The organism is Amycolatopsis sp. NPDC028719 (assembly GCF_055565395.1).
The window spans coordinates 205713-230524 of record NZ_JBVHUL010000012.1; the positions used below are offsets into that span (position 1 = coordinate 205713).

Below are 24812 nucleotides of genomic sequence, written 5' to 3' on the forward strand. Positions count from 1 at the left end.
ACTCCCCCCCCCCCCCCCCCCCCCCCCCCCCCCCCCCCCCCCCCCCCTCCCCCCCCCCCCCCCCCTCTTTCTCCTCCCCCCCCCCCCCCCCCCCCCCCCCCCCCCCCCCCCCCCCCCGCTACTGGTGCGCAAGGGGGCGAGTGTCCGCTACGGCCCGGCGATCCGGATCGTGCCGCTGACCGACGACAGGGAGCTGCACCGGGCGACGGCGTCGTTCCTGGAGTCCCACGTGGACGCCGTCGTGGCGACGACGGGCATCGGTTTCCGCGGCTGGCTCGAAGCGGCCGAGGGCTGGGGCCTGGGTGACGCGCTGCTGTCGCGCCTGTCGTCGTCTTCCCTGCTCGCGCGCGGCCCGAAGGTGACCGGCGCGATCCGGGCGGCGGGGCTTTCGGAGGCGTACTCGCCCGCGTCCGAGAGCAACGCGGAGCTGTTGCAGCACCTGCTTTCCACGGACGTGTCGGGCAAGCGGATCGCGGTGCAGCTGCACGGCGAGCCGCTGCCGTACTTCGTGGACGCGCTGCGCGCGGCCGGGGCGGAGGTCATCGAGGTCTCGGTGTACCGCTGGGTCGGCCCGGCGGACCCCGGCCCGGTGGACCGGCTGCTCGACGGGGTGCTGGACGGGTCGATCCACGCGCTGCCGTTCACGAGCGCGCCGGCGGTGGCTTCGCTGGTGGCGCTGGCCCGCCGCACGGGCCGGCTGCCGGGGTTGATCTCGGCGCTGTCGGGCCCGGTCGTCGCGGCGTGCGTCGGGCCGATCACGGCGGGTCCGCTGGCGGCTCTCGGCGTACCGACGGTGCAGCCGCACCGGGCCCGGATCGGAGCGCTGGCCCGGACGGTGTCGGAGACACTGCTGGCGCGGTCGCCGCGGTTCTCGGCGGGAGGGTTGTCGATCGAGCTGCGCGGCCAGTCGGCGGTGGTGGACGGCGAGTGGCGTGAGGTGGCACCGGCGCCGATGGCGTTGCTGCGGGCGCTGGCGGCTTCCCCGGGTCGGGTGGTGTCTCGGCGCGAGCTGATCTCGGCGTTGCCGGGCGGCGGGGAGGAGCACGCGGTGGAGACGGCGATCGGCCGGCTGCGGACTTCCCTGGGGGGCGGGAAGGTGGTGCAGACGGTGGTGAAGCGCGGCTACCGGCTGGCGGTGGACGCCTGAAGCCGGCGCCTTCGGTTACCTGTTGCCGGTGGCGGCCGACGCAGTGAATGACTCATTCCTGGCGCCGGACGCCAGGAATGAGTCATTCACTGCGTTCGAACCGAGCCGCCGGTGGAGGCCTGAGTTGTGCACAGGTTTCGGCGGATGTGGACAACTTCGCGGCTCGGCCCGGTTCGCGCGTTTTTTGTCCGGCCGCGGCGATACGCTGGACAAGGGCACGCCCCCCAGGGAGGGCGGGGGTCTGGTCCGGGCCGGGCAAGGCGCCTCAGCCGACCCAGGTGACCGTGTGCTTCTCGAATCCCCGCGCCGCCGCCACCCGCGACGCCTCGGCCTCGGCCTCCTCGCGGATCCCCGGGCGCAGCGGGTCGAACGCCGTCACCGTGAACGCCAGCTTCGCGCCGCTGCCCTTGGTGCGCCACGTGCCCGCTATGTCGCCGTCCGCCAGCAGGACACCCGGGTTGCCCAGCATCTTCCAGACTTCTTTACGCCGCGATGGATCCGGGACCAGCAGCGCCTTGTCGCGCGCCTGGATGAACGGGTCCAGCGGTGGCAGCAACCGCACGACGTCCGGCTCCGGCGGGTTCTCCAGAGCCGTCAGCCGGTCGGCGGGCAGGTACCGCGTCTTCCCCTCCACCTTCACCGGCGCCAGGTCCGCCGGCCACGTCTTGTCCACGACCGCTCGCGCCGTCCCCACGAACTCCGCTGCCTCACCCGGCGAGGCCGGGCCGTTGAGCCGGAGGTACGACTCGACCACCGCGGTCGCCGCGGCGACGTCCGGGGTCTTGCGCATCCGGCCGCGCCCTTCGAGGGGCGCCAGGGTCGCCGGCGTCGCGCCGGCGACCAGGCGGACGCCCGCGTGCGGCGCCGCGATGCGCATCAGCTGCTCCTGGATGTGCGTCGCGTTGCAGCCGCGGCACCAGCGGGAGAACTCCGGCGGCAGCTTCTTCGTCACGGCCGCCGAGGCCGCCCCCTTCGTCATCGGTTCCTTGACCACCGCACGGAGGGCGGCAGCCGCCGTGAACACCACTTCGGCCGCCGCGAGCCCGGTCGCCGCCAGGTCCTTGCGCTGCCACAGCATCCGGGCCAGCGCGTCCGCGTCGTCCAGGGGCACCAGCGCGCGCGTCACCTCGGCGAGGTCCAGGTGGTAGTGCGGCGCGCCCCGCAACGTCCACGCGAGCACGAGCCGCGGGTCGTCCACCGGGGACACGGGTTCGCCGAGCCGGGCCACGAGGGCGAGCAGCGCGGTGTCGCGCATGCTGTCCTGCAGCCCGGCCCGCACGACCGCGAGGCCGGTGACGTCCCGCGCGGTGCGGTGCAGCCCGTGCTCGGCGATGCGGTAGGCGAGTACCTGACGACGGTCCACGTGCGACTCCTAGAACGTGTACTCGAAGGTGTACCCCATCTTCTCCTCACCCATCGTGCCGCCGACGGTGCCGCTTCCGGTGAGTCCCGCCAGCGCGCCGGTGCCCGAGCCCGGCACGACGCTGAACGTCGACGCGATGCCCTGCGCGTCGAACGTGAACTCGTGCTTCACGACGAACGTCCCTGCGCGGCCGTCCACCTTGCCTTCGAAACGCTCGAAGCTCGGCGACGTCGTCGTGCCGCTCTCGTAGCCCTCGCCCGCGTAGTACAGCAGGAGATCGCAGACCGATTCACCCTCGATGACGCCGTCGTAGGCCATCGCGGCGTGCGCGTAGGCGACTCGCGGCCCCCCTTCGCCCCCGCTGACGATGTTCTCTTCCCAGTTCTTCATGGTGAATGCGTTCATGGGAACCACCCTGCCGGGCATACCTGTCAGCTTGTGTCAGGTATTTCTGCCAAACTGACCTCCATGCGCGCCAGCCGCCTCCTGTCCGTCCTGCTCCTGCTGCAGAACCGCGGCCGGATGACGGCGGAGGAGCTGGCCGAGGAGCTCGAGGTCTCGGTGCGGACGGTCTACCGGGACATCGACGCGCTGTCGGCGTCCGGCGTCCCGGTGTACGCCGATCGCGGCCGGACCGGCGGGTATCGCCTGGTCGACGGCTACCGCACCCGCCTCACCGGGATGACCGAGGAGGAGGCCCAGTCGCTGTCGCTGGCCGGGCTGCCGGTGGCCGCGGCCGAGCTGGGTCTCGGCACCGTCCTCGCCGCCGCCCAGCTCAAGCTGTACGCCGCGTTGCCGCGGGAGCTGCGCGACCGCGCCGGACGCGTCGCCGAGCGGTTCTACCTGGACGTCCCCGGCTGGCACCGGGGCATCGAAAGCCTGCCTGCGCTGTCGGCGATCGCCGACGCCGTGTGGTCGTCGCACCGGATCCGGATCCGCTACGAACGCTGGGGGCAACGCGTCGTCGAGCGGGACGTCGAGCCGCTGGGCCTGATCCTCAAGGCGGGCAACTGGTACCTCGCCGGCCGCTGCGAGGGCACCGACCGCACCTACCGGATCTCACGGGTGCTGGAGCTTACGGACCTCGGCGAGGAGTTCGAGCGGCCCGCCGGGTTCGACCTCGCGGCGTACTGGCAGGCGTGGTCCGAGCAGTTCGAACGCCGGATGTTCCCGCGCGTCGCCGTGGTGCGGCTGTCGCCGCGGGCGCAGGCTCTCGTACCGTTCTACGCGGGATCCGTCGGCGCCCGCGCATTGCGCTCGGCGACCGGCGAACCCGACGCGGACGGCTGGCTCACCGTGGAGCTGCCGGTGGAGCCGGGCGAACCGGCCATCGGCGAGCTGTTGCGGTTCGGGCCGCACCTGGAGGTCCTCGAACCGGCGGACCTGCGGGCCGAGCTGGCCGAAGCGATCGAGCGGATGGGTGCGATCTATGGGTGAGCTGAGCGGGATCGCGATCGGCGTGACGGCCGAACGCCGGGCCGAGGAGTTCATCGGCGCCCTCGAACGCCACGACGCCGACGTCCGCCACGCGCCGACGATCACCATCGTGCCCCTGGACGCCGACCCCGAGCTGCACGCGGCGACTCTGAAGACGGTGATGTCCCCGGTCGACATCACGGTCGTGACGACGGGCGCGGGCTTCCGCGGCTGGCTCGACGCGGCCGAAGGGTGGGGCCTCCGGCAGCCGCTGCTCGACCGCCTGCGGGAGTCACGGATTTACGCGCGCGGACCCAAGGCGGTGGGTGCGGTCCGCGGCGCCGGCCTGCGGGAGACGTTCTCGGCCGAATCCGAGTCCAACGCCGAGCTCTTCGAGGCCGTCGCCGCGGCAGGCGTGCTCGGGCAGCGGGTGGCCGTCCAGCTGCACGGCACGCCCGCCCCGGAGTTCACGGCGCCGCTGGTGGAGGCGGGCGCCTGGCTGGTGGAGGTGCAGCCGTACCGGTGGTACTCGCCGCCGGACGTCACCCCGGTGCACGACCTGATCGACGCGGCCGTGGCCGGTGAGCTGGGCGCGCTCGCGTTCACGAGCGCCCCGGCGGCGGCGAACTTCCTGACGCTGGCCCGCGACTACGGCCGGTACGACGAGCTGCTGACGGCGTTGCGCGGCCCGCTGGTGGTGGCGTGCGTGGGCCCGGTGACGGCGGCGCCGCTGGAAGAAGCGGGCGTCGAGACGCTGCAGCCGGAACGGCAGCGCCTGGGCGCCCTGGTGAAACTGCTGGTCACGACGCTCGGGACGTAGCTTTCAAGCGCAGTCCTCGTCGGCCGGGACTTCGCCTGCTTCGGCCGCGCGGACCGCTTCCCGGCTCGCCGCCTCCTCGCTGATCCCTGCGCGCCAGTAGCCGGTGAAGCAGATCCGTCGCTTGTCGACCTCCCGCTCCCGCACCAGGTGCCGCCGCACCAGCTTCACGACACCCGCTTCGCCCGACACCCACGCGTACGGCGCTCCGCCGGGGAAAGTCGCCGCGCGCACCGCGTCCAGCAACGCCTCTCCCCGCGAGCGCGACCCGCGAAGCAGCCAGTGGACTTCGACCGCTCCGCGCGTCTCGAACGTCTGGCGCTCTTCGCGCTCCGACACCTCGATGTACGCCGAAACGCGCGTGCCGGCCGGCAGCCCTTCGATGATCGCGCCGATCGCGGGCAACGCCGTTTCGTCGCCGACCAGCAGCTGCCAGTCGGTGCCGGCGGGCACGTCGTACAGGCCGTGCGGGCCGAGGAACGCCACGCGGTCACCCGGTGTCACCCGCGACGCCCACGCCGAGGCCGGGCCGGTGTCGCCGTGCAGCACGAAGTCGACGTCGATCTCCGCCGACGCCGGGCGGTGCGCCCGCACCGTGTACGTGCGCATCGGCGGCCGGACGTCGTCGGGCATCGCCAGGTACGTGCGGTACCACGACATGACGTCGGAGCCGGTCTCCGGCAGCTCGGGCGCTTCCTGGCCGGGCTGCGGGAAGAAGACCTTGACGTACTGGTCGGGCGCCCCGGCCGGGACTTCGCGGAAGCCGGCCGCTTCGAAGGTCACCCGCACCATGTGTGGCGTGATCGGCCGGACCGCGGTCACCTGGGCCCGGTGGTACGTCAGGGCCGGTCGCTCCACCTGCGTCGTCATTAGGCGAGGCGAACCTAAGGATCAGGGTTCAGAACAGTCCCTCCTCATCGGGATCTTCGTCACCGTCCGGTTTCCAGCGGTACTTCCGCAGGTCGACGCGCTGGCCGTCGGCCAGCACGCCCTCCGCGCGCAGCCGCTCCAGCTGGTCGTGCACCAGGTGCGGCGCCGGCGTCCCGTTCGCGCGCAGGATCCGGTGCCACGGCAGGTCGTGCCCGTCCTCGGCCAGGATGGCGCCGACCATCCGCGGCGAGGGCGCGCCGGCGAGCGCCGCGATGTCGCCGTACGTGGCCACCGTGCCGGCCGGCACCGACTCGATGATCTCCCGCACGCGCTCGTGCAGAACGTCGTCCATGCCACCACTCTGCCGCACGGGTACGACACAGTGAGGCTTATTCCGCCGTCGGCCGACGCGAGCCGCGACTCCGGAGGCGAGTTACGGTCCGCAGCGCCGGCCTAACCGAAATAAGCCTCATTTCGTAGCCGCCCGCCGCACGCACAGGCACCTTCACCGAACGCGCCGCCGTTAAGGTGTGCCGGTGCCACGCCGGTTACTCCGGTCGTGGTTCCATCGCTGGGTGAACGCGAGGCGAACGGCGCAGGCGGACGCGCGGCTGGTCCGCACGCCGATCGCCGACGCACCCACGTTCACCTGGGACGAAGGCGCCCGGCGGGTGCTTTCCGCACCCGGGGGTTTCCGCCGCGTGCTCGGCGGTCCCGGTACCGGCAAGACGGCGCTGCTCGCGTCGGCCGCCACCCGCCGCATCGCCGAGGGCGCCGACCCGGAGAGCGTGCTGGTGCTCACGACGTCGCGCAAGGCCGCCGACGCGCTGCGCGCCGACATCACGCGCCGGCTCACCTTCGACCCCGACCAGGCGCGGCCGCTGCCCCGGACCGTCCGCGAACCCCTCGTCCGCACGGTCCACTCGTACGCCTACTCGCTGCTGCGGCTGGAAGCGATGGCCGAGGAGCTCCCGGCGCCGCGCCTGCTCGCCGGTGCCGAGCAGGACGTCGTCGTCCGCGAGCTGCTGGCCGGCGACCTCGACGAGGGGGCCGGGTACTGGCCCGAGCAGCTGCGGCCCGCGCTGATGGTCCCCGGGTTCGCCGAGGAGCTGCGCGACCTGCTGATGCGCGCCGCCGAGCGCGGGCTCGGCCCGGAGGACCTCGCCGAGCTGGGCCGCCGCCGGGGCCGCGAGGAGTGGATCGCCGCCGGGCAGTTCTGGGCGCAGTACGAAGAAGTCACGCAGCTGCAGGGCGCGGGCGGCAACGCGCTCGGCGTGGCGAGCGCCCCGGCGCTGGACGCCGCCGAGCTGGTCACCTCCGCGCTGCTCGCCCTGGAGGACGACGACGAGCTGCGCGACCGCGAGCGCACCCGCGTGCGGCACCTCTTCGTCGACGACGCCCACCACCTCGACCCGCTGCAGACCAGCCTGGTCCGGATGATCGGGCACAGCGCGGCCGAGTTCGTCGTCGCCGGCGACCCCGACCAGAACGTGTTCTCCTTCCGCGGCGCCGACGCGAGCCTGTTCGCCGACGCCGACCCGGACGGCAGCCGGACCGTCACGCTCACGACGTCGCACCGGCTCGCCCCGGCCGTCCGCCTGGCGGTCGCGAAGATCGGCGCGACGCTGCCCGGCGCATCGCAGCATCGCAAGATCGTGCCGCCCGCGGGGGCTTCCGGGGGGAACGTGCGGGTCCGCGTGATGCCGACACCCGCCGCCGAGGCCAGCTGGATCGCCGACCAGCTCCGCCGCGCGCACCTCATCGACGGCGTGCCGTGGTCGGAGATCGCGGTGCTCGTCCGGTCGCCCGCGCGGACTTTCCTGGTGCTGCAACGCGCTTTGCGCGCGGCCGGCGTCCCGATCGGGTCGGCGACCGAGGAGCTCCCGCTGGCTCGGCAGCCCGCGGTGCGGCCGCTGCTGGCCGTGCTGAAGCTCGCGCCGTCGCCGGAGCTGCTCGACATCGACCTCGCCGAGATGCTGCTGTCGTCGTCGCTCGGCGGCGCGGACCCGTTGGCGCTGCGGCGGTTGCGACGCGGTCTGCGCCGGCTCGAGCTGGCCGGTGGCGGGCAGCGCTCGAGCGACGAACTGCTCGTGGAAGCGTTGCGCGGCGGGGACATCCTCGTCGGGCTCGCCGATGCGGAGGCCGAACCGGTGCGGCGCGTCGGCGCGTTGCTGCGCGTCACGCACCAGGCCGTGGCCCGCGGCGATGGCGTCGAGCAGGTCGTGTGGCAGCTCTGGCAGGAGAGCGGTCTTCAGGAGAAGCTGCTGAAGCAGGTCGAACGCGGGGGGTCGCTGGGCGCGCAGGCCGACCGCGACCTCGACGCCGTCGTCGCGCTGTTCGACGCGGCCGGCCGGTACGTCGACCGGCTGCCTCGCGCGAGTGTCGCGTCCTTCGCGGATTATCTGGGCGCGCAACAGATCGCGGGGGACACGCTCGCGCCGGCCGCGGTCCCGTCCGACGGGGTTTCGCTGCTCACCGCGCACGCCGCCGCCGGTCGCGAGTGGACGGTCGTGGCCGTCGCCGGCGTCCAGGAAGGCGCGTGGCCGGACCTGCGGCTGCGCGGATCCGTGCTGGGCGTGGAACGGCTGAAGGACCTGATGTCCGGAGTGGACGATGACGCCGTCTCCCAGACCGCGCCGATCCTCGCCGAAGAACGGCGCCTGTTCTACCTCGCGATGAGCCGGGCGAAGCAGACGCTGCTGGTCACCGCGGTGTCCGGAGAGGACGAACAGCCGTCGCGGTTCCTCGACGACCTCGAGGCGAACGGCGCGGACGACGGCGGTCTCGACTCGCGGATGAAGCCGCCCGGCCGGTCGCTGGTGCTGGCCGAGCTGGTGGGCGAGCTGCGCGAGGTCGTCTGCGACGACAAGGCCGAGCCGGCCCGCCGGCGTCGGGCCGCGAAGCAGCTCGCGCGGCTGGCCGAGGCGAAGGTGCCAGGCGCGCATCCGTCCACTTGGTACGGCCTGCTGCCGGCGTCCACCGACGAGCCGGTGCACCGGCCGGGTGACCTGATCCGGATCTCACCGTCCACAGTGGAAATCCTGACGAAGTGCCCGCTGCGCTGGATGATCGAGCGCCACGGCGGCAGCGACCCGGCGCAGCTGGCCGCGGTGACCGGCACGCTGGTGCACGGGCTGGCGGAGTCCGTCGCGTCCGGCAAGACGGACGCCGAGCTGCAGGCCGCGCTGGACGAGGCCTGGGTGCGCGTCGACGCGGGTGCGCCGTGGTTCTCCCGGCGCGAGCGGCGGCGGGTCGAGCAGATGCTGCAGAACTTCGTCACGTGGCTGGAGCGCAGCCGGGCGGAGCTCAAGGCGGCGGGTGTCGAGCAGGACATCGAGGTCGAGCTCCCGGCGGGCGGCGCCGACGAAGTCCGGGTGCTGCTGCGCGGGCGGGTCGACCGGGTCGAGCTGGATTCCGAGGGCCGCCCGGTGATCGTCGACATCAAGACGGGCAAGGTCCCGGTGTCGGGGGCGGACGCGGAGGCGCACCCGCAGCTGGCGGCGTACCAGCTGGCGGTGCTGCTGGGCGCGATCAAGGGCAGCAACGAGCCCGGCGGCGCGCGGCTGGTGTACGTCGCGAAGGCGAACAACAAGACGGGCTCGACCGAGCGGTCCCAGCCCCCGCTCGACGAGGTGGGCGGCAAGCAGTGGCTGGAGCTGGTCCGTGACGCGGCGGCATCGGCGGCGGGGCCGGATTACCAGGCGCAGGAGAACCCGGACTGCGACCGCTGTCCCGCGCGCGGGTGCTGCCCGCTGCGCCCCGAGGGCAGGCAGGTGCCGGGCCCGTGACCGACTCGACCACCGCCGCACTTTCACGTGAAAGTGCCGCTTTGTCCCGCAGAGCCGCACTTTCACGTGAAAGTGCGGCGCCCGGGTTTCGCGAGGGGGGCGCGTGAGTCCGCTCGTCGTCGCCAATCCCGTCGAACCCGCCGAACTCGCCGACGCGCTCGGCCTGCACCGGCCGACTCCCGAGCAGGCCACCGTCATCGCCGCGCCGGTCGAACCCTCCCTCGTCGTCGCCGGGGCGGGGGCCGGGAAGACCGAAACCATGGCCGCGCGGGTCGTCTGGCTCGTCGCCAACGGGATCGTCAGCCCCGACCGCGTTCTCGGCCTCACCTTCACCCGCAAGGCCGCGCGCCAGCTCGGGGAACGCGTGCGCGCGCGGCTGCGGCGCCTGGCCGGGTCCGGGCTGCTCGACCGGCTCGACCCTTCCGGCGGCCTGCGGTCCACTGTGGTCGCCGGCGAGCCGACCGTCCTCACCTACCACGCCTACGCCGGGCGCCTGCTCTCCGAACACGGCCTGCGCCTGCCCGTCCAGCCCGGTGTCCGGCTGCTGTCCGAGACGTCGTCGTGGCAGATCGCGCACCGCGTCGTGTCCACTTGGGACAACGAGCTGGACACCGACCGCGTACCGCCGACCGTCACGGCGGACGTCCTGCAGCTCGCCGGCGAGCTGGGCGAGCACCTCGTCTCCACCGAGCAGCTCGCCGAATACACCACGTGGATGTGCCGCGTCATCGAGAACGCGCCGCGCGCCAAGGGACAGCGGGCCGCGCTGCCGCAGAAGCTCACGGAAATCATGGCGGCGCAGCACTTCCGGCTCGCGCTGCTGCCGCTGGTCGAGGAGTACCACCGGCGCAAGCGCAACGAAGGCGCGCTCGACTTCGCCGACCAGATGTCGCTGGCCGCCCAGCTGGCGAGCAACTACCCGTCGGTCGTGCGCGGCGAGCGTGAGCGCTTCGGTGCCGTGCTGCTCGACGAGTACCAGGACACCGGGCACGCCCAGCGCGTCCTGCTGCGGGCGCTGTTCGGCGGCGTCGAGAACCAGCCGATGCCGGTCACCGCGGTCGGCGACCCGGCCCAGGCGATCTACGGCTGGCGCGGCGCCAGCGCGGCCAACCTGCCCCGCTTCACCACGGACTTCCCGCGCCACGACGGCGAACGGCTCGTCCCCGCCCACGACTTCGGCCTGCTGACGAGCTTCCGCAACCCGCCGGAGATCCTTGACCTCGCCAACGCCATCGCCGAACCGCTGCGGGCCCGCGGCCTCGGCGTCGAACGGCTCCGGGCGCGCGAAGGCGCCGGGCCCGCGGACATCGCCTGCGCGCTGCTGCCGGACATCCGCGCCGAACGCGACTGGGTGGCCGACGCCCTCGCCCGGCGCTGGCACGCGAAACAGGAGGAGACCGGCAAGCCGCCGACCGCCGCGGTGCTCGTGCGGCGCCGCGCCGACATGGCGCCGATCGCCGCCGAACTGCGGGCGCGCGGGCTGCCCGTCGAGGTCGTCGGGCTCGGCGGGCTGCTCGACGAGCCCGAGGTCGCGGACCTCGTTTCGACGCTCAAGGTGCTCGCCGATCCGTTGTCGGGCAGCGCGGCGGCCCGGCTGCTGACCGGCGCGCGCTGGCGGCTCGCGGCCGCCGACGTAGCCGCGCTGTGGCGGCGCGCGGGCGAGCTGTCGAGCCCGGAAAAGCCGGACGCGCCCGAACTGGTCGTCGAACGCGTCGAGCAGGCCGGGCTGATCGACGCCATCGACGAGCCCGGTTCGCCGGAGCGGTATTCCGAAGAGGGCTACAAGCGCATCCGCCGGGTCGGCTGGGAGCTGTCGGCGTTGCGGCGGCGGCTCGACCAGTCGCTGCCGGAGCTGGTCGCCGACGTCGAACGCACGATGCTGCTGGACGTGGAATCATTGGCGCGCCAGGGATCCGCCGGGCGCGCGCACCTGGACGCGTTCGCCGAAGTCGTCGCCGACTACGCCGAGACGGCCCCGACGGCGACCCTGTTGTCCTTTGTGGACTATCTGAACACTGCCGCGCACGCCGAAGACGGGCTCACGCCCGGCGAGGTCGAGGTCGTGCCGGACCGCGTGCAGGTGCTCACCGTGCACTCGGCGAAGGGCCTCGAGTGGGAGGTCGTCGCCGTCCCGCACCTGGTGCAGGACGTCTTCCCGGGCCGGCGGCGGTCGTCGTCGTGGCTGCGGACCGCGACGTCGCTGCCCGCCGCGTTGCGCGGTGACTCGCAGGACCTGCCGGAACTGCGGATCGCCGACGGCTACGACCGCAAGGAAGTCCAAGAAGGACTGGAGCTGCACGAGGCCGGGTTCGTCGAGCGGGAGCAGTCGGAGGAACGGCGGCTCTGCTACGTCGCGCTGACGCGGTCCGAGCACGCGCTGATCGTGTCCGGGCACTGGTGGAACGAGAGCAGCAGCCGGTTCAAGGGACCGTCGGAGTTCCTGACGGAGATCGGCGACGTCCTGCGCGAGACCGGTGTCGGGCAGCTCGCCGAGTGGGCGCCGGAGCCGGCCGCGGAGGACGAGAATCCGCTGGTGTCGGATACGCGGACGGCGCGCTGGCCCGTCGATCCGCTGGCCGACCGCCGCACCGGCGTGCAGACCGGGGTGGAGCTGGTGTCCGAGGCACTGTCCTCTTCGGACTCCTCTTCGGACGATGGAGAGTCCGAAGAGGATGACCCGGACGGCTGGCTGACCGACACCGACGTCCTGCTGGCGGAGTGGGCGCGCAAGGACGACCGCGTCCGGCGGGTCCCGCTGCCGTCGAAGCTTTCGGTGAGCCAGCTGGTCGCTCTTGCCGACGACGCCGACCGGCTCGCGACGGACCTCGGCCGCCCGCTCCCGATGGAGCCCAACAGCTTCGCCCGCCGCGGCACGGAGTTCCACGGCTGGCTGGAGCGCCGGTTCGCGGGCGACCAGCTCATCGAGATCGACGACCTCCCGGGCGCGGCCGACTTCGGCGAGGCGCCCGACTCGGACTTCGAAGAGCTGCGGGAGGCGTTCGAGGCGAGCGAGTGGGCCACGCGGGTCCCGCACGCGGTGGAGGTCACCTTCTCGTCCGACGTCGAGGGCATCACCCTGCGCGGCCGCATGGACGCGGTCTTCCGGCATCCCGACGGCTACTGGGAAGTGGTCGACTGGAAGACGGGCTCGGTCCCGCCGGAGTCCCGGCTGCCGGTGCTGGCCGTCCAGCTCGCGGCGTACCGGATGGCGTGGGCGGCGCTGAAGAACGTCCCGGTGGAGCAGGTCCGCGCGGCGTTCCACTACGTCCGCGCGAACCGCACGATCCGCCCGGCCGACCTCCTGGACCCGGAAGGCCTCCGGCAGCTCCTCCGAGACATCCCCGAGGCGTGACCCGCGGGGCATTACGTGTGTCTGGAGGGGCATCACTCGTGATCAGGAGGGCATCGCCGTGATGCCCCTTCAATCACGCATGATGCCCGCTCAATCACGGGTGATGCCTCTTTACGCGCGGTCGCGGACGCGGAGCGGAAGAAGCGTCCACCGCCATCTTCACGTTCCCCGGGAAGACTCCGAGGAACATCAGCGCCGCCGCTGAACCGCCCAGCCGGCGGGTCCGCGGGACCGCCAGCGCGACCCCCACGGCCAGCTCGGCGACGCCCGATCCGTACGTCCACGCCCGCCGGGATCCCGGGAGCGAAGCGGGAATCAGCCCGTCGAACGGCTTCGGCACGGCGAGGTGCAGGACGCCCATCGTGCCCAGCACGCCGGCCAGGAGGTGCGCGGGCCGTTGTGCGGCAGCCATGGCCTTCATCGTTCCACGCGGCGGCCCGCCACCCGGTTCGGCTATCCTCCGGGCGTGAGTGACGCTCGACACCTGCCGCTGGGAGCCGGTGCATGAAGGCCCTGAGGCGGTTGCCGCTCGGCAGTCTCACCGATCGGCCGGACCACGAGCTCGTCGGCGTCCTGCGGATGCCCGAGCTGACGGTCAGTCCCCTCCGCTCCATCCTGAAGCGGGTCGTCGGCGCGACCCTCGCGCTGTTGCTGACGGTGATCATCGTCTACCTCGACCGCGACGGCTACCGCGACGCCAACGGTGACGGCCTGTCCCTGCTGGACAGCCTGTACTACGCCACCGTCTCGCTCTCGACCACCGGCTACGGCGACATCGCGCCGGCCACCTCGTCCGCCCGGCTGGTGAACGTTCTGGTGATCACCCCGCTGCGGGTGCTCTTCCTCATCGTCCTGGTCGGGACCACCCTGGAAGTGCTCACCGAGCGCTCCCGGCAGGCGTTCAAGATCCAGAAGTGGAGGACGAAGGTGCGCGACCACACGGTCGTCGTCGGGTTCGGCACCAAGGGCCGGTCCGCCGTCAACGCGCTGCTCGGTGACGAGAACATCGCCCCGGGGCAGATCGTCGTCGTCGACACCGACCAGCAGGCCCTCGACGCGGCGAGCGCGCTCGGCCTCGTCGCCGTGCACGGCTCGGCCACCCGCTCCGACGTCCTGCGCGTCGCCGCGGTGCAGCACGCGCGCGCGGTCGTCGTCGCCCCGAACCGCGACGACACGGCGGTGCTCGTCACGCTCACCGCCCGCGAGCTGGCGCCCAAGGCGCACATCGTGGCGTCGGTGCGGGAGGCGGAAAACGTCCACCTGCTCAAGCAGTCCGGGGCGGACCAGGTCGTCGTCTCCAGCGAGACGGCCGGGCGGCTGCTTGGCATGGCGACGTCGACGCCGCTGGTCGTGGACATCATGGAGGACCTGCTGACGCCCGAATCGGGCCTGGCGATCGCCGAGCGCCCGGTCGAGCCGGCGGAGGAGGGCGGGTCGCCGCGGCACCTGTCCGACCTCGTCCTCGGCCTGGTCCGCGACGGCGTCCTCTACCGCATCGACGCCCCGCAGGCCGACGCCATCGAACCGGGCGACAAGCTGCTCTACGTCAAGAAGGTCACGCAGACGGAGAAGATCGAGCGGTAGGTCCACTTTCGCCGGTGACCGGAACCAGGGCGCCTGGGTTTTGCCCGCCGGATCTGGAACCATGGCGAAGTGCCCCCGCGATCACTCGATCTCAAGTGGCCCACGGTGGCGATCCCCGCCGCGGCGGGCGTGCTCGTGGTACTGCTCGCCTGGCTCGCCGGCCCGGGGCTGCTGGGCATCTCCAACGACGACCTCGGCGCCCCGGTGACGGCCGAGGTCACCAAGCCCGCGCCGTGCGACCGCCCGGACGCCGTCGAGACCGTGAAGTTCACCATCGCGGGCAAGACCCACCAGGGCACGCTGAACGGCTGCGGACACGGCCAAGGCGAGCGCGTCGACGTCGGCGTGCCGGAAGTGCTGCCGGACCAGGGGACGGTCACCGTCCGCGCCGCGGACACGTCGGCGGGCGCCTCGGACGCCCGGCGCCCGATCGGGATGGCCCTGCTGGTGTTCGCGTGCTTCTCAGGCGGGATGTTCGTCTACCTCTGGCTGAGCATCCCATTGCGGCCGAAACCGGCGGCGAAGGTCAGCTGACCTCGGACGACGGCGCCGCGAAGGTGTTGCAGTCGGCGATCCGGTTGCTCGTCGCGCCCGCCCGCCACCACGACGCGTAGTGCGCGTTCGTCCCGTGGTCGTGGCTGCGGGACGTGTTGTCGCCGCGGGTCTCCTGGTCGTTCCACGCCTTGTTGTACATGTCGCGGCTGATCGTGCCGCCCTGGTCGACGTGCGCGCCGAGGAACATGCCCGAGAAGCACTGGGCCTGCAGTTCCTTGCGCCGCGACATCTCCAGCCCGGCGGGGCTGTTCTGTCCGGCCTCGTAGATCTTCTGCCAGGCCGCGTCCATCAGGCCGGCGACCTCCTGGACGTGGTGGCCGTACTCGTGGGCGAACAGGGCCAGGTAGACGCCGGGGTTGTTGCCGTACTGGTCGGTCTGCAGCCCGCGGAACGGGACGTACAGGTTGTTTTCGCAGTAGTACGCGGCGGTCGCGATGCCGACCTGGATGGTGCCGCACTCGGTCTCGAAGCTGGCGCCGGTCGGGAAGTGCAGCGCCGGCGGCGTGAACGGCAGGCCGTAGGCGGTGAGGAACGGGCCCCACGCGGCGTCCAGGCACTTGCTGGCCGCGGTGAAGAACGCTTCCGCACCCGCCTGCGTGCTCTGCCAGGTCGGCAGCGTGCAGACGCGGTTTTGCAGACCGGCGTTCGGGTCCTGCAGGATCGGGTGGTCGGCCAGCTTGAGGATCTTCTGCGGCCCGGTCGCGCTCGGTGCCGACGTCTCGGACGGCGGGCTCGACGCCGAAGCCGGGGCACCCGCGCCGCCGGGCTGCGGCTGCGAAGGGACGTCCTGGGACGACGGAGCATCCCGGAAGTTCGGGTTGGCGAGGGGTGTCTCGGCGCGGTTGAGCACGACGATCGCGACCAGCCCGAGCACCAGCACGGCCACCGCTCCGAGGCACACCCCGATCACTGCCGCCGGAGACCGGCGTCGCGGCGGGGACACGGTGTGCGGACGGCCCAGCCAGGGAAGATCCGGTTGCGCATCCGGCACCGGCGGCGGCTGGACGGTTCCGCGAGGCGGTACCCGGCCGTGGGGCGGTTGCGTCACTGGGCAGTCCCGAAGGGTCTCGGTACGGACCGGGGGTACCCGATCCCGCGGTTCAGCATATCGGGGGAACGGGGCCTCTCGCACCCGTCCGTGCGCACGGCGTTACCGCGGACGGACGTCACCCCAGGTCTGGCCGGGTGCGACCGGCTCTGAAAGAGTGTCGGCAACCAGGTACTGCAGGCGAGGGGCTTCGATGACAGACACCGGTGGCGCGCCCGGCGGCCAGGGCGACGACACGCCGACGCCCAGCCAGGGCGTCCCGAAGATTCCCGCACCCGGATCGGGTGATGCGCAGCCGGCCGAAGACCACTCCGCGTCACCGGCGACGCCGCCGCGCGGGTGGCAGCCGCCGGACGCCCAGGCGGCTCCGGGACCGGCGACGCCCCCGGGCTGGGAGCGCCCGCCGGGCTGGCAGCCGGAGGCGCCACCGCAGTTCCCCGGGCAGCAGCAGTACCAGCAGCCTTATCAGCAGCCGCGGGGCTGGAGCCCGCACGGGCTCGGCAAGCCCGGCGTGATCGCGCTGCGGCCGCTCAACATCGGCGACATCCTCGACGGCGCGATCACCGCGATCCGCCGGCACCCGCTGCTGATCCTCGGCATCGGCGCGGTGATGGCCGTGGTCACGGCCGCGATCACGTTCTTCGTGCAGAAGTTCGTCCTCGCCGATCTGCAGGATCTGGCTTCGACCGCCGAACTCGGCCCGGGCTCGACCGACGAGGAGGTGGCCACAGCCGCGTTCGGCGCCCTCGGCGACATACTGCTCGCGCTGGTGCCGACAGCCCTGCTGACCACGTTGTTCATGGCGGTGGCGAACGGGTTGCTGGCCGCCGTCATGGGCCGTGCCGTGCTCGGGCGTGAAGTGACCTTCGCGATCGCCTGGCGCGAGGTACAGCCGCGGCTGCTGCCGCTGCTCGGAGTCGGGCTTCTCTACGCGATCGCCACGACAGTGGGCGGCTTGCTGTGCTTCGTGCCCGGCATCATCGCCTACGTGTACTGGTCACTGGCCAACCCGGCGCTGGTGCTGGAGCGCGGCACGCTCCGGGAGGCGTTCTCGAGGTCGGCCAAGCTGGTCAAGGGCGCGTTCTGGCGGGTGTTCGGCATCCTGCTGCTGGCGGGGCTGCTCGAATGGCTGGTCAGCACCATCATCCAGATTCCGTTCAACGTCGGCAGCGGCCTGTTCGACGGACTCTTCAACCCGTCGCGGGTGGTCGTGCCCGGCACCGGTGACCTGCTGCTCCAGGCGGCCGGCCAGATCATCTCGGGCACCATCACCATCCCGTTCGTCGCGCTGGTGACGGTGATCGTCTACCTCGACCAGCGGATGCGCCGCGAAGGCATGGACATCGAGCTGGCCCGCGCGGCCGGCGTGCAGCCGCCGCAGGCATGGTGACGCTGGTCCTCACCAACGTCCCGGTCGACATCGACCGGGACGCTGCCCGCCGCGCGGCGGCGGAAGAACTGACCGACCCGAAGTACCAGGACGCCAAGCCGAACCTCCTGCAGCAGATCGGGCAGTGGCTCGGCGAGCAGCTGGAGAAGCTGCTCAACGGCATGTCCTCGGTCGTCCCGGGCGGGATCTGGGGTGTGCTGCTGGTCCTCGTGGTGCTGATCGTGCTCGTCGTCGTGGTCCGCCTGCGCACCGGCAAGGTCGCCCGCGCGGCCCGGGCCGGGGGGACGGTGTTCGGCGGGAAGCGCCGAAGCGCCGACGACTACCGCCGCTCGGCCGCCGAAGCCGCCGCGGGCGGGCGGTACGGCGACGCCGTCCGCGACCGCTTCCGCGCCGTCGTGCGGGCCCTCGAAGAACGCGCGCTGCTCGACGCCCGCTCGGGCCGGACGGCCGACGAGGCCGCCGCCGAAGCCGGGGTCCTGCTGCCGAACGTCGCCGCGGAACTGCGGGAAGGCGCGCGGCTCTTCGACGACGTCCACTACGGCGGCCGCGAAGGCACCGAAGCGGCCTATCGCACGCTGACCGAGCTGGACGAACGCTGCCGTCGTGAACGTCCCGTCGCCATGGCGGGCTCGTGAGCACCTCGGTTTCGCCGGACGTGCGCCGGATCTGGCGCGGTGTCCGCATTCCGCTGGCCCTCGTCGCCCTGATCTTCGCCGCCGGCGCCCTGCTCCTGCTCGGGCGCGGCGAGCAGACCCACGGCGCGCTCGAACCCGGCTCGTACGAACCCGGCGGCGCCCACGCGCTCGCGCAGCTCCTGCAGGACCAGGGCGTCGACGTCCGGACGGCACACACCGCCGCCGAAGCGGACGACGCGATCGCCGAAGACGCGACGCTGCTGGTCACCCAGCCCGACCTCGTCCCGGCGAAGCGGCTCGACGCGCTGCGGCAGCACGCCGCGGACGTCGTGCTCGTGACCCCGGGAGCGCCGACACTGCGCGACTCGCTGCCGCTGGTGCACCCGGTCGGGCAGAGCGACCTCGGCACCCTCAGCCCGCAGTGCACGGTCGCCGCGGCGGTCGCGGCGGGCGACGTCACCCTCGGCGGCATCGGGTACGCCTCGCCCGGCGCGCGGTCGTGCTACCCCGGCGAAGACGGCGGCGGCACGCTGCTGCAGCTCGCCGATTCGGGCGGCCTGACCACGTTGCTCGGCTCGTCGGCACCGCTGACCAACTCGCGGCTCGCCGACCAGGGCAACGCGGCGCTGGGGCTGCACCTGCTCGGGCAGCACCCGAAGCTCGTCTGGTACCTGCCGTCCACGGCGGACCCGGCGCTGGACGACACCCGCAAGTCGATCTTCGAGCTGATCCCGGACGGCTGGTACTACGGTGCCGCGCAGGCGTTCATCGCCGTCGCGCTGCTGGCGCTGTGGCGGGCGCGCCGGCTCGGCCCGGTCGTCACCGAGCCGCTGCCGATCGTCGTGCGCGCGGCCGAAACCGCCGAAGGACGCGCCCGGCTGTACCGCCGGGCGAAGGCCGCGGGACACGCGGGCGAAACGCTGCGGGAGGCGGCGCGGAGCCGGCTGCGGACCGCGCTGGGCCTGCCGCGCGACGCCGACGCGGCGGCGCTGGTGACCGCGGTGAGCACGCGTACCGGCCGGCCGGCCAACGACGTCGGCGCGGTGCTCTACGGCCCGCCGGCGGCGGACGACCCCGCGCTGGTCCGGCTGGCCGGCGAACTGGACCAGGTGGAACGAGAGGTGGGGCGATCTTGACCAGCGAGAACGCGAGTGGTGCCCGGGACGCGCTGATCGCGCTGCGCGCCGAGGTCGGCAAGGCCGTCGTCGGCAACGACGCCGCGGTCACCGGGCTCATCCTGGCGCTGCTCTGCCGGGGGCACGTGCTGCTCGAAGGCGTCCCGGGCGTGGCGAAGACGCTGCTCGTGCGGGCGCTCGCCGCGTCGCTGAGCCTGGAGACCACGCGGGTGCAGTTCACGCCGGACCTGATGCCCGGCGACGTCACCGGCTCGATCGTCTACGACGCGCACAGCGGCGAGTTCTCCTTCCGCGAGGGGCCGGTGTTCACGAACCTGCTGCTCGCCGACGAGATCAACCGGACGCCGCCGAAGACGCAGTCGTCGCTGCTGGAGGCGATGGAGGAGCGGCAGGTTTCGCTCGACGGCAAGACGCGGCCGCTGCCCGACCCGTTCATCGTGATCGCCACGCAGAACCCGGTGGAGTACGAGGGCACCTACCCGCTGCCGGAGGCGCAGCTGGACCGCTTCCTGCTGAAGCTGACCATGCCGGCGCCCTCGCGTGAGGACGAGATCGGCATCCTCTGGCGGCACGCGCAGGGCTTCGACCCGCGCAACCTCGCGGCGGCGGGGCTCAAGGCGGTCGCGGGCGCGCCGGAACTGGCGGCCGCGCGGGAAGCCGTGGCCCGCGTGACGATCGGGCCCGAGGTGATCGGGTACGTCGTCGACCTGTGCCGGGCGACGCGGCAGCTGCCGTCGGTGCGGATCGGCGTTTCCCCGCGTGGCGCCACGGCGTTGCTCGCGGTGACCCGGGCCTGGGCGTGGCTCGCCGGACGCGACTACGCGACCCCTGACGACGTCAAGGCGCTCGCGCGGCCGGCGCTGCGGCACCGCCTGGACGTGCGGCCGGAGGCCGAGCTGGAGGGCGTCACCGCGGACGGCGTGCTCGACCGCGTGCTCGCGTCCGTGCCCGTGCCGCGCTGACATGGCCGTCACCGGAAGGCTCGGGCTCCTGGCGCTGTTCGGCGCGCTGGTGGTCGGGCTGCTCGTGCCGTCGACGACCGGGATCCTGGCGGTCGGCGGGGTGTTGCTGCTGCTCGTGGTCGCCGATCTCGTGCTGGCCGGAGGCGTGCGGTCGCTGACGTTTCAGCGGTCCGGCGCCACGTCGGTGCGGCTCGGCGAGCCGTGCGAGGTGACGCTGGTCGTCGCCAACCCCGGTGGCCGCCCGGTGCGCGGACAGCTGCGTGACGCGTGGCCGCCGAGCGCGGGCGCCGAGGACCGGCACGTCCTGCGCGTCCCGGCGGGGGAACGCCGGGCGCTGGTGACTTCGCTGCGGCCGACGCGCCGCGGTGACCGGACGGCGGCGCGGGTGACGGTCCGGTCGGTCGGGCCGCTGGGGCTGGCCGCGCGGCAGGGTTCGCACGAGGTGCCGTGGACGGTCCGCGTGCTGCCGCCGTTCCACAGCCGCAAGCACCTGCCCTCGCGACTGGCGCGGCTGCAGCAGCTCGACGGCCGCAGCGCGGTGCTGATCCGCGGGCAGGGCACGGAATTCGACTCGCTGCGCGAGTACGTGATCGGCGACGACGTCCGCTCGATCGACTGGCGAGCGACGGCGCGGGCGGCGGACGTGATGGTCCGGACCTGGCGCCCGGAGCGCGACCGGCACGTCGTGCTGGTGCTGGACACGGGCCGCGTGTCGGCGGGCCGCGTCGGCGACGCCCCGCGCCTGGACGCGGCGATGGACGCGGCGTTGCTGCTGGCAGTACTGGCTTCCCGGGCCGGTGACCGCGTCGACCTGCTGGCGTACGACCGCCGCTTGCGGGCCGCCGTGCAGGGTTCGTCGGGGGCCGCTTTGCTGTCGTCCTTGGTGAACGCGATGGCGCCGATCGAGCCTTCGCTCGTGGAGACGGACGCGCGGGGGATGGTCGCGGAGGTGCTCCAGCGCACCCGCCGCCGTTCGCTGGTGGTGCTGCTGACCGGCCTCGACGCGGCGCCGCTGGAGGAGGGGCTGTTCCCGGTGCTGAGCTCGCTGACCGCGCGGCACGAGCTGATCGTGGCGTCGGTGGCGGACCCGCGGGTCGCGGAGATGCTCGCCGGCCGGGGTGCCGCGGAGGCGGTTTACGACGCGGCGTCGGCGTCGCGGACGACGGCGGAGCGGCAGCGGGTGACGGAACGCCTGGCGCGGCACGGGGTCGGCGTGGTGGACGCGGTGCCGGAGGAACTGCCGCCGGCGCTGGCGGATCGCTATCTGGCGCTGAAGGCGGCCGGGCGGCTCTAAGCCGCTTCGGGCAGGGCGTCCCCGGCGTCGCGCGCGTCGAGGTCGCCGACCTCGCCTTCCTTCGCCGCGCGGCGGCCGAGCGTGAAAACGTAGACCAGGAACGCGATTTCGACCGCGACACCGATTCCCACCCGGACCCACGTCGGCCAGCCCGACGGCGTCACGAACGCCTCGATCAGCCCGGACACGAACAGCACGCACGCCAGCCCGAGCGCCATCACGACCACCGAGCGGCCCTGCTCGGCCAGCGCTTTCGTGCGAGAGCGGCGGCCGGGGTCGACCACCGTCCAGCCGAGCTTCAGCCCGGTGCCCGCCGCGATGAACACCGCCGTCAGCTCCAGGAGACCGTGGGGGAGCAGGAGCCCGATCATCACGTCGCCGCGGCCGGCCGCGCTCATTGCGCCGATGATCAGCCCGGCGTTGAGCGAGTTCATCCACAGCGCGCCGATCACCGGCAGGCCCAGCGCGACCCCGAGGAACAGGCAGGTCGCCGCCACCCAGGCGTTGTTCGTCCAGACGCGCGCCGCGAACGACGTCGCCGGGCCCGTCGAGTAGTAGCTCTCGGCCTCGCCGCCGGGCTTGGTCAGCTGGTTGAGCTCGTCCGCCGACCCGATCGACGCGCGGACGTTCGGGTCGCGCGCCACCCACACGGCGATCACCGCCATCACTGCGATCGACACCAGCGCCGCCGGGATCCACCAGCGCCGCGAAAGGTACACGGCGGCGGGGAAACGACGCGTGAAGAACAGCGCGACTTCGCGCCACGCGGGGTTGTGCGACCCGGAGATCGCGCTCCGCCCGCGGGCGACCAGCCCGGACAGCCGGCTCACCAGCGCCGGGTCGGGCGCGACCGAGCGCGCGATCGACAGGTGCGTCGCGGTCCGCTGGTAGAGCGTCACCAGCTCGTCGGCCTCCGCCCCCGTCAGCTTGCCGCCGCGGTGGGTCAGCTCGCCGAGCCGGTTCCACTCCGCCGAGTGCGTCGCGACGAAGACGTCCACATCCACGAGGTCAGCCTATCCGTCGCTAGGCTGGGCCGGGTGCACGAGGAATCCGAGCTGGTCACCGGCGAAGCCGTCGTCCTGGACCTGCACGTCGCCAAGCTCGCGAGCCGCGCGCTGGCGATGGTGCTCGACGTCCTCGTGCAGTTCGCGCTGCTGCTGGGCACGTTCTTCGTGCTCACGCTCACCGTGCCGGGCGAGGACGAGTCGCTCGCGCTGACCCTCATCCTGGTGTTCCTGGTGCTGATCATGGTCGGCTACCCGGTGCTGTTCGAGACGCTCTCGCGCGGCCGTTCGCTGGGCAAGATGGCAGTGGGGCTGCGCGTGGTGCGCGTCGACGGCGGGCCGATCCGCTTCCGCCACGCCCTCACGCGCGGGCTCGCCGGGTTCGTCATCGACTTCTGGGCGCTCGGCGTCTTCGGGGCGGTGGCGGTGATCGTGTCCCTGTGTTCGTCCGACGGCCGCCGCGTCGGCGACTTCCTCGCCGGGACGCTGGTGGTCCGCGACCGCGCGCCGGAAAGCGTGGCCTACCCGGCGATCGGCATGCCCCCGGGCCTCGAGGGCTGGGCGGCCCGCCTCGACCTGACCCGGCTCCCGGACGACCTCGCGCTGGCGAGCCGTCAGTTCCTGGCGAGGTTCGGCCAGCTGGCCCCGGAGGCGTCGCACGCGCTGGGCTGGAAGCTGGCGCAGCAGGTGGGCAACGCGCTGGGGACGCCGGTGCCGCCCGGGGTGCCGCCGTGGGCGTTCCTGGCGGCGGTGCTGGCGGAACGGCGGAACCGCGACCACGCGCGGGCGGTGCGGGCCTACGCGGCCCAGGTGGCGGCGGCGCGGGGGCAGCTGCCTTCGGATCAAGCGGGGTACGCGGCCACGGGTGGGCCGGTTTACGCGGCTTCGCAGGCTCAGCCTTCGCCGTGGTCGGCTGCCCCGGCGGGGCCTTCGCTCTCGCCGGCTGCCCCCGGCCCGGCTGCCGCTGCCCCGGCTGCCGCCGCGGCCGGGCCGGGCTCCGCCGGGCCGGGCTCCGCCGGCTCGGCGGCCGAGGCGGATCCGCCGACTCCGCCGTCCGGAACTCCGGCCCCTCCCGCCGAGAACCCCTTCACCCCGCCGAGCTGACCCGGGTTTCAAGCGCCCCAATGTGGCGTTGGGTGCGTGGGGCGCACCGAACGCCACGTTGGGTGCGTGGGGCGCACCGAACGCCACGTTGGGTGCGTGGGGCGCACCGAACGCCACGTTGGGTGCGTGGGGCGCACCGAACGCCACATTGGGTGCGTGGGGCGCACCGAACGCCACATTGGGGCGCTAGGAGACGTCGGCCGAGGCCGCGAGCCACGTGTTGCACTGCTGGTTGCGGTTCTTGGTCGCGCCGTGCTGCCACCAGGAGATGTTGTGCCTGGCGCTGCCGTGGTCGCGCTTGCCGTTGCGGGCGTAGTCGTCGCCGCGGTCCTGGGCGTTCCAGGCCTCGTTGTAGATGTTCTTGTCGACCGATCCGCCGGAGACCGACGCCGAGCCGAGGAACATGCCCGAGAAGCACTGCGCCTCGAGCTCCATCCGCCGGGACAGCTCCAGGCCGGCCGCCGAGTCGGCGCCGGCGTCGTAGCGCTGGCTGCCGTACGCCTCGGTGATGCCGGCCAGGTTCTGCACGTGGTGGCCGTACTCGTGGGCCAGGATCGACAGGTACGGCCCGGGGTGGTTGCCCCACGAGTCGATCTCGATGCGGTCCATCGGCATGTAGATCGTGTCGTTCGAGGAGCAGTAGAACGGCGTGACGCCGGTCGTCGTGCCCCCGCTGCCGCACGGCGTCGACGACTCCGACAGCGACCGCGGCACCGACAGGTTCGGCGACCGGAACGGCAGGTCCACGGCGCCGAGCATGCGTGACCACATCGCGTCGAGGCAGGCGATCCCGGACTGGAAGAACCGGGTCGCGCCGGCCTGGTCGGTCGCCCAGCGGCTCAGCGAGCAGGGGACGTTCTGCAGTCCGTAGTCGGCGCTGGCGAACAACGGGTTGTTGCCGGTGGCGACGACCGAACGGGGACCGCGTGGGGTTTCGGACGTGCGGGTCGTGCGCTCGGTGGTTTCGCTGGTGGTCGTCCGTTCGGCGGACGACGTGGTTGCGGTGGTCTCGTCGGCGGAGGTGGTTTCGTAGGTGTCCGAGGGGTAGGTGCTGGAGTACCCGGCGTCGGCGACGTGCCGGGTGTTGCCCCCGATCAGCGCGATGGCCGCGACGAGCCCCCCGACGACCGCGACGATCCCGATGATCGCGACAGCCACGATGACCCCGGTGTTCGACTTCTTCGCGACGTAGGGCCGGTAGCCGGGCGCGAACCGGGGCCCGAAGGGAGCGCCGGGAGGCGGGCCGGCGTAGGTGGGAGCGAAGACGGGCGGGGCCGCCACGGCCGGCGGCGGAAGCGGCGCGCCCGCCGGGAAGCCGCCCGGGCGCGGGTAGGCACCGGACGGCGG

21 protein-coding genes are annotated in these 24812 nt (G+C 73.1%); 13 read left to right on the top strand and 8 right to left on the bottom strand.

All coding sequences use genetic code 11. From position 1 onward, the window contains the following. Window positions 1-121: 121 nt before the first annotated feature. Window positions 122-1147 carry a uroporphyrinogen-III synthase gene (locus ACZ4TR_RS41270; protein WP_364602123.1) on the top strand — a complete coding sequence of 342 codons (1026 nt, stop codon included), beginning with the start codon at window positions 122-124 and terminating at the stop codon, window positions 1145-1147. A gap of 265 nt (window positions 1148-1412) precedes the next feature. On the opposite strand, the gene ACZ4TR_RS41275 is transcribed toward ACZ4TR_RS41270, so the two are convergent. Both ACZ4TR_RS41275 and ACZ4TR_RS41280 read right to left on the bottom strand, forming a co-directional pair. Beyond that, complete coding sequence (locus ACZ4TR_RS41275; RefSeq protein WP_465293556.1) at window positions 1413-2510, bottom strand: DNA glycosylase AlkZ-like family protein; 1098 nt, start codon at window positions 2508-2510, stop codon at window positions 1413-1415. Window positions 2511-2519: 9 nt separating this feature from the next. Next, on the bottom strand, window positions 2520-2915 hold the full coding sequence (locus ACZ4TR_RS41280) for a DUF3224 domain-containing protein (RefSeq protein ID WP_465293557.1): 396 nt from the start codon (window positions 2913-2915) through the stop codon (window positions 2520-2522). 63 nt (window positions 2916-2978) lie between these two features. Here ACZ4TR_RS41280 and ACZ4TR_RS41285 point away from each other — a divergent pair, with 63 nt between their 5' ends. Then, window positions 2979-3947 (top strand): helix-turn-helix transcriptional regulator, encoded by a 969-nt coding sequence (locus tag ACZ4TR_RS41285; RefSeq protein ID WP_465293558.1) that lies wholly within the window; start codon window positions 2979-2981, stop codon window positions 3945-3947. Continuing rightward, complete coding sequence (locus ACZ4TR_RS41290; protein WP_465293559.1) at window positions 3940-4746, top strand: uroporphyrinogen-III synthase; 807 nt, start codon at window positions 3940-3942, stop codon at window positions 4744-4746. Before ACZ4TR_RS41285 ends, ACZ4TR_RS41290 begins: the two co-directional genes overlap by 8 nt. A gap of 3 nt (window positions 4747-4749) precedes the next feature. Here ACZ4TR_RS41290 and ACZ4TR_RS41295 read toward each other — a convergent pair whose 3' ends face one another. Together ACZ4TR_RS41295 and ACZ4TR_RS41300 are read right to left on the bottom strand one after the other, a co-directional pair. Then, window positions 4750-5613: a siderophore-interacting protein gene (locus tag ACZ4TR_RS41295; RefSeq protein ID WP_465293560.1), complete on the bottom strand. Its 864-nt coding sequence runs from the start codon at window positions 5611-5613 to the stop codon at window positions 4750-4752. 28 nt (window positions 5614-5641) lie between these two features. After that, window positions 5642-5965: an MGMT family protein gene (locus ACZ4TR_RS41300; protein ID WP_465293561.1), complete on the bottom strand. Its 324-nt coding sequence runs from the start codon at window positions 5963-5965 to the stop codon at window positions 5642-5644. A gap of 223 nt (window positions 5966-6188) precedes the next feature. Here ACZ4TR_RS41300 and ACZ4TR_RS41305 point away from each other — a divergent pair, with 223 nt between their 5' ends. Together ACZ4TR_RS41305 and ACZ4TR_RS41310 are read left to right on the top strand one after the other, a co-directional pair. Beyond that, on the top strand, window positions 6189-9401 hold the full coding sequence (locus ACZ4TR_RS41305) for an ATP-dependent helicase (RefSeq protein ID WP_465293562.1): 3213 nt from the start codon (window positions 6189-6191) through the stop codon (window positions 9399-9401). A gap of 103 nt (window positions 9402-9504) precedes the next feature. Further along, entirely contained in the window at window positions 9505-12753 is a 3249-nt protein-coding gene (locus ACZ4TR_RS41310) for an ATP-dependent helicase (RefSeq protein WP_465293563.1), read from the top strand. A 94-nt stretch (window positions 12754-12847) separates the two neighbouring features. Here the strand turns inward: ACZ4TR_RS41310 and ACZ4TR_RS41315 are convergent, their stop codons facing one another. Further along, on the bottom strand, window positions 12848-13165 hold the full coding sequence (locus tag ACZ4TR_RS41315) for a DoxX family protein (RefSeq protein ID WP_465293564.1): 318 nt from the start codon (window positions 13163-13165) through the stop codon (window positions 12848-12850). Window positions 13166-13257: 92 nt separating this feature from the next. Between ACZ4TR_RS41315 and ACZ4TR_RS41320 the strand changes: the two genes are divergently transcribed. Continuing rightward, window positions 13258-14337 (top strand): potassium channel family protein, encoded by a 1080-nt coding sequence (locus ACZ4TR_RS41320; RefSeq protein ID WP_465293565.1) that lies wholly within the window; start codon window positions 13258-13260, stop codon window positions 14335-14337. A gap of 105 nt (window positions 14338-14442) precedes the next feature. Further along, entirely contained in the window at window positions 14443-14871 is a 429-nt protein-coding gene (locus ACZ4TR_RS41325; protein WP_465293677.1) for a hypothetical protein, read from the top strand. Here the strand turns inward: ACZ4TR_RS41325 and ACZ4TR_RS41330 are convergent. Continuing rightward, entirely contained in the window at window positions 14864-15883 is a 1020-nt protein-coding gene (locus tag ACZ4TR_RS41330; protein ID WP_364527240.1) for a neutral zinc metallopeptidase, read from the bottom strand. The two genes, ACZ4TR_RS41325 and ACZ4TR_RS41330, sit on opposite strands and share 8 nt — an antisense overlap. Window positions 15884-16133: 250 nt before the next feature. Between ACZ4TR_RS41330 and ACZ4TR_RS41335 the strand changes: the two genes are divergently transcribed. From ACZ4TR_RS41335 to ACZ4TR_RS41355, 5 genes are read left to right on the top strand one after another with little or no spacing between them, the layout of a single operon-like run. Beyond that, complete coding sequence (locus ACZ4TR_RS41335; RefSeq protein ID WP_364527243.1) at window positions 16134-17330, top strand: hypothetical protein; 1197 nt, start codon at window positions 16134-16136, stop codon at window positions 17328-17330. After that, window positions 17324-17965 carry a DUF4129 domain-containing protein gene (locus ACZ4TR_RS41340; RefSeq protein WP_465293566.1) on the top strand — a complete coding sequence of 214 codons (642 nt, stop codon included), beginning with the start codon at window positions 17324-17326 and terminating at the stop codon, window positions 17963-17965. The genes ACZ4TR_RS41335 and ACZ4TR_RS41340 overlap by 7 nt, the downstream gene beginning before the upstream one ends. Further along, window positions 17962-19101: a DUF4350 domain-containing protein gene (locus tag ACZ4TR_RS41345; protein ID WP_465293567.1), complete on the top strand. Its 1140-nt coding sequence runs from the start codon at window positions 17962-17964 to the stop codon at window positions 19099-19101. The genes ACZ4TR_RS41340 and ACZ4TR_RS41345 overlap by 4 nt, the downstream gene beginning before the upstream one ends. Then, a complete protein-coding gene (locus ACZ4TR_RS41350; RefSeq protein ID WP_364527252.1) occupies window positions 19098-20063 on the top strand; it encodes an AAA family ATPase in 966 nt (321 codons plus the stop codon). Before ACZ4TR_RS41345 ends, ACZ4TR_RS41350 begins: the two co-directional genes overlap by 4 nt. Window position 20064: 1 nt before the next feature. Further along, the gene (locus ACZ4TR_RS41355; protein ID WP_465293568.1) at window positions 20065-21357 is read left to right on the top strand and encodes a DUF58 domain-containing protein; all 1293 of its coding nucleotides are present in this window, start codon (window positions 20065-20067) and stop codon (window positions 21355-21357) included. On the opposite strand, the gene ACZ4TR_RS41360 is transcribed toward ACZ4TR_RS41355, so the two are convergent. Then, on the bottom strand, window positions 21354-22361 hold the full coding sequence (locus ACZ4TR_RS41360) for a stage II sporulation protein M (protein ID WP_465293569.1): 1008 nt from the start codon (window positions 22359-22361) through the stop codon (window positions 21354-21356). The two genes, ACZ4TR_RS41355 and ACZ4TR_RS41360, sit on opposite strands and share 4 nt — an antisense overlap. A 33-nt stretch (window positions 22362-22394) precedes the next feature. Between ACZ4TR_RS41360 and ACZ4TR_RS41365 the strand changes: the two genes are divergently transcribed. Continuing rightward, window positions 22395-23465, top strand: a complete 1071-nt coding sequence (locus tag ACZ4TR_RS41365; protein ID WP_465293570.1) for an RDD family protein — start codon at window positions 22395-22397, stop codon at window positions 23463-23465. A 186-nt stretch (window positions 23466-23651) separates the two neighbouring features. Here the strand turns inward: ACZ4TR_RS41365 and ACZ4TR_RS41370 are convergent, their stop codons facing one another. Further along, window positions 23652-24746, bottom strand: a complete 1095-nt coding sequence (locus ACZ4TR_RS41370) for a neutral zinc metallopeptidase (protein WP_465293571.1) — start codon at window positions 24744-24746, stop codon at window positions 23652-23654. Between the last annotated feature and the right edge of the window lie 66 nt (window positions 24747-24812).

What these genes read in the sequence shown, in the direction of transcription:
- ACZ4TR_RS41340 (WP_465293566.1), top strand. Translation starts at nt 17,324, where the DNA reads ATGGTGACGCTGGTCCTCACCAACGTCCCGGTCGACATCGACCGGGAC.
- ACZ4TR_RS41335 (WP_364527243.1), top strand. Translation starts at nt 16,134, where the DNA reads ATGACAGACACCGGTGGCGCGCCCGGCGGCCAGGGCGACGACACGCCG.
- ACZ4TR_RS41320 (WP_465293565.1), top strand. Translation starts at nt 13,258, where the DNA reads ATGAAGGCCCTGAGGCGGTTGCCGCTCGGCAGTCTCACCGATCGGCCG.
- ACZ4TR_RS41280 (WP_465293557.1), bottom strand. Translation starts at nt 2,915, where the DNA reads ATGAACGCATTCACCATGAAGAACTGGGAAGAGAACATCGTCAGCGGG.
- ACZ4TR_RS41315 (WP_465293564.1), bottom strand. Translation starts at nt 13,165, where the DNA reads ATGGCTGCCGCACAACGGCCCGCGCACCTCCTGGCCGGCGTGCTGGGC.
- ACZ4TR_RS41355 (WP_465293568.1), top strand. Translation starts at nt 20,065, where the DNA reads ATGGCCGTCACCGGAAGGCTCGGGCTCCTGGCGCTGTTCGGCGCGCTG.
- ACZ4TR_RS41300 (WP_465293561.1), bottom strand. Translation starts at nt 5,965, where the DNA reads ATGGACGACGTTCTGCACGAGCGCGTGCGGGAGATCATCGAGTCGGTG.
- ACZ4TR_RS41290 (WP_465293559.1), top strand. Translation starts at nt 3,940, where the DNA reads ATGGGTGAGCTGAGCGGGATCGCGATCGGCGTGACGGCCGAACGCCGG.
- ACZ4TR_RS41295 (WP_465293560.1), bottom strand. Translation starts at nt 5,613, where the DNA reads ATGACGACGCAGGTGGAGCGACCGGCCCTGACGTACCACCGGGCCCAG.
- ACZ4TR_RS41285 (WP_465293558.1), top strand. Translation starts at nt 2,979, where the DNA reads ATGCGCGCCAGCCGCCTCCTGTCCGTCCTGCTCCTGCTGCAGAACCGC.